This is a genomic window from Oscillibacter sp. CAG:155 (genome assembly GCA_000436875.1).
Taxonomy (GTDB): Bacteria; Bacillota; Clostridia; order Oscillospirales; family Oscillospiraceae; genus Oscillibacter.
The window spans coordinates 7,472-11,491 of sequence record FR890946.1; the positions used below are offsets into that span (position 1 = coordinate 7,472).

Below are 4,020 nucleotides of genomic sequence, written 5' to 3' on the forward strand. Positions count from 1 at the left end.
GCCCGCCCCCAGCCACCACGGCTCGTCCCTTTCCCGCCAGCAGCCGCCGGATCGCCAGCAGCGCAGGGAAATAGTGGGCATAGTCCGCCGCCAGCACCCGGTAGTGGGGCTGGTAGGCCGCCCGAAACGCTTCGCTGTGGTGGACTGCCGGACAGCCCTGGGCCTCATACGATGCAAGCCACTCCTCCATGCCGGGAACCGGCTGGTCCCGCAGCACATCCAGACGCTCCGCCAGTTCCTTCGGCGTGCCGGAATGTTCCCGGGCGGTCCGGCAAAACAGTTCCGCCGTCAGCGCTGCCGCCTCCGGGTCCCAGGGGCCTGCCAGATGCAGCCGGCAAAGCCCGTTTCCAATCGGCTCCGCCCACGGTCCGCCGGACGCAGATGGAGGAAGCGTCATCCACTCCTCCCGCAGCCGCTGGCCAACCTGCCAGGTGTCCTGCACCAGATGCTCCGGTCCAAACACATTCTGATAGGCCAGCTTGCCGTAATCCTGGGGCGTCATGGCCGGATAGCGGGCAGCATGCTCCTTCAGGACAGATTGAAAGCGGTCTTGCATGGAAACGCTCCTCCCGGTTCTGTCTCAAATTTTCATCACGAGGAGTATTATACAAAAAAAATGCGCCTTTTGCAACTGTAATCCCAGAAAAACGGCTACAAGGCAGACGAGTCCGTGTCATTTTTCTCTGTGGAAGTCTCGTCCAGCTCCTGCAGCGCCGCCAGTGTGGCAAGTGTAGTCCCCAGTTGGGTGAAAATTAGGGCGCTGCGGGTCAGCTCCTTTGAATCCATGCATTTCGCCATAGCCATAGCCGTGGCATACACGCCGGCAGTCCACTCAAAGGCGTCCATCCGCTCCCCCTCCCCTCGCCAACAGTCTATGAACCCGGACGCCAGTTTACTCTGCCGGATGTTGTCCCAATTCCCGGGAAACGTCTCATCAGCCTCCGATTCGAAGAGACAACGGCCGGATCACCGTGTTTTCGGTTGGAAACAGCTGCCGGATCTGACAGGTTTTGTGGGTTGCCGCTGCCGGAAAAGTTCCGTATCATGTTACCAGGCATCGGCTGTCCGTCCGCCGGACGGTCCTGCCAAAAAAGTGAAAGGACGAGACGACTTGAAACGAAAGCTATTATGCGCTCTGCTGGCCGCCGCTTCCCTGACCTGCGCCATACCGGTTCAGGCAGCCGCCGCGTCAGAGCGCACAGTACCGGTACAGGTAGATGGGGAGATTCTCTCCGGCACCTCCACGCTGCGGGCCGGCGTTACATACGTTCCCCTGCGGACCCTGCTGGAGACCTTCGGCGGATGGGACGTCTGGTGGGACGCCCAGAACAAGGAGGCCAAGGCCACCGCCGACGGGTTCCATGTCACCGCAGACCCCGCCGACGGCACCATTACCGTCAACGGGATCACATACCTTGGCATTGTCTATGTACAAAATGGCCGCACCTATGTGCCGCTGCGGCTGCTGGTAACTCAGTTGGGCGGCGGCGTATCCTGGGACCCTTATCTGGGCGGTGCCGCGGTCTCCTCACCAGAAGCGGATTATGACGCATCGGACCTGTACTGGCTCAGCCGCATCATCAGCGCTGAAAGCCGGGGAGAATCACTGCAAGGCCAGATCGCCGTGGGCAATGTGGTTCTCAACCGGGTGGCGGATGACGCCTTCCCGGACACCATCCCTGCCGTGATCTTTGACCGTAAACACGGAACACAGTTCCAGCCGGTGGACAACGGCACGGTTTATCAAAGCCCTACCGCCCTCTCCACAGAGGCCGCCCGGCAAGTTCTGGACGGAGAGGTGGTTTTGGAGGATGCGCTTTACTTCTATGCCCCCGCCCTGTCCCAGGGCACCTGGATCAACGCCAACCGGACCTACCTCACCACCATCGGCTGTCACCGCTTCTATCTGTGAACGGGGCTGCGGATTGACTTTTGCGAAAATGGGGCATACAATAAATGCATCTTGACAACAAAGGAGACTGTTACATGCTGTTTTCCGATCGTTCCCGCAGCCACTACCGTAATGCCCCCGTCCATGAGGTCATCTGCCAGCTGCGGTTCCCCACCATTCTCACCATCAACAGCGTGGAGCCCGCTGATTTCCAGGATGCCATCCGGGAGGACTTCCCGCAGTACGCACGCCGGCAGGACATTGCCGCGCCGAAAGTCACCGGTCTGGGCGGCCCCAATCCCAAGGTGGAGCAGCAGCCTCCGATCACCAATTATAATTTTCTCTCCGCAGACGGTGTGTGGAAGCTGAACCTGACGGAGAACTTTATCGCCCTGTCCACCCTGCGCTATCCCGGGTGGGAGGAGTTTGCCCGTCAGCTGGACAAGCCCCTCGCCTCCTTCATCCGCATCTACCATCCCTCCTTCTTCCAGCGGGTGGGACTGCGGTACGTCAATATCGTCTCCCGCTCCCGGTTAGGGCTGGAGGATGCCGACTGGGCAGACCTGTTTGCCCCCGCTTACACCGGGGCGCTGCGGGAGGAGGACGTTCGCGAAGACGCCTTCACCCTCTGCTCCTGCGATCTGCAGGTAAAGCTGGACTCCAGCTGTCAGGCCAAGATCCACGCCGGTCCCGGCCGCATCAAGAACAACGCCCCCGGCGCCACTCAGGACCCGGAGGTCAAGTTCATCTTTGACATGGATCTGTCCATGGGCGGTAATGTGCCCTGCACGCTGGCCGCCGGTGCGCTGGAAACCCTTCACGCCCATTCCACGAGACTGTTTGAAGGGGCCATTACGGACCAGCTGCGCACAGCCATGGACCCGGAATAATCCCTGAATAAACGCGGAAAATCCCCCGGATGATGAATCATCCGGGGGATTTTTCTGTCAGCTCTCTGCGTCAAAGCAGATGCTTCCCTTTTTCTGCTTGGCCTGATAAAGGGCTGCATCCGCCCTCTGCAGCAGATGGGACGGTCGCTCCCCCGTTTCAAAACGCGCGATACCGATGCTGACGGATACCGGTCGGCAGGTCTTATGGACGCTCTCCTCCGCAAAGCGCGTTTGAATCTCGCAGCAAACCTGTTCCGCCTCTTCCCGGGAGCAAGTGTAAAACAGCATGCAAAATTCATCTCCGCCGAAGCGGAAGGCCTGAATCCGATCCGTCTCGACCGCCTTCAGCACACCGCCCAGCGCTTTTAGGTAGTCATCGCCCCGATAATGGCCATAGGTATCATTGAGCCGTTTAAAGTCATCCAGATCCATCATTGCCAAAAACACCTGGCAATCCGCCGCCCGGTCTTCCAACCGCCGAAACGCCTCCCGCAGGGCCTGCCGATTCCACACGCCCGTCAGTGCGTCGGTAAGGGACTCCATATGGTATTTTTGACGCTGGCGCTCCAGGTCGATGCTGACATTGTTTTTTTCCCGCTCGATGCGGATCAGAAATGCACAAATCCCATAAAAGAGGGTCAGCAGCAGCAGGGACAGTATGAAATCCACAAAGGCATTGTTGCTGTCCCATACGCCGCCCCGCACCGGGTCCCAAAAAATCAGCAGGTCAGAGACGGCTTTTCCCGCGAGACACAGTACGCTGACCAGCCCCGTTAAAAGCTGATCGGCATAGACCACCGTCACCAGCATCGGGATGGCAAATGCCAGCAGCAGCGAGTTCCATGTGGCATGGATGGTATAGAGGACAAATGCCATGACGGTCATCAGCAGAGAAAGCCCATAGATCTTTTTTCTCTCGGAAAAGGGCCCCCGCATCAATATCGTCGCCAGGAAACTCAGCACCAGATTACAGCCGGCAGGAACCACAAGGTACTTGACCAGGTACCAACCCGCAGAGGTTTTCACCACGTTCAGCTCCCAAAGTACGAAAAACATTCCCGCTTCCAGCGCTGTGGCCACCACTACCAGAGCCAGCATCAGCCGATACTGCATATGCAGCCATTTGTCATCAATACGCCGGTATGCGCTCTGGATCTGTTCTACATGATAATGCTTTTTACCGTCCACCAACACTCCCCCCTTCGCATCGATTCCGGCCACCTGCAACAGCCCACGTCT

4 protein-coding genes and 1 pseudogene are annotated in these 4,020 nt (G+C 58.9%); 2 read left to right on the top strand and 3 right to left on the bottom strand.

The window, feature by feature from the left end; translation table 11 throughout:
* Nucleotides 1–556 (bottom strand): annotated as a pseudogene (locus QZL67_RS08975) (hypothetical protein); the annotation flags it as partial.
* 95 nt (nt 557–651) lie between these two features.
* Nucleotides 652–846, bottom strand: a complete 195-nt coding sequence (locus QZL67_RS08980; protein ID WP_022290388.1) for a DUF6774 domain-containing protein — start codon at nt 844–846, stop codon at nt 652–654.
* 265 nt (nt 847–1,111) lie between these two features.
* Here QZL67_RS08980 and QZL67_RS08985 point away from each other — a divergent pair, with 265 nt between their 5' ends.
* Nucleotides 1,112–1,912 carry a cell wall hydrolase gene (locus tag QZL67_RS08985; protein ID WP_022290389.1) on the top strand — a complete coding sequence of 267 codons (801 nt, stop codon included), beginning with the start codon at nt 1,112–1,114 and terminating at the stop codon, nt 1,910–1,912.
* A gap of 74 nt (nt 1,913–1,986) precedes the next feature.
* Nucleotides 1,987–2,781, top strand: a complete 795-nt coding sequence (locus tag QZL67_RS08990; protein ID WP_022290390.1) for a TIGR04255 family protein — start codon at nt 1,987–1,989, stop codon at nt 2,779–2,781.
* A 57-nt stretch (nt 2,782–2,838) separates the two neighbouring features.
* On the opposite strand, the gene QZL67_RS08995 is transcribed toward QZL67_RS08990, so the two are convergent.
* On the bottom strand, nt 2,839–4,020 hold a 1,182-nt coding region (locus QZL67_RS08995; protein WP_292920200.1), incomplete at its 5' end, for a GGDEF domain-containing protein.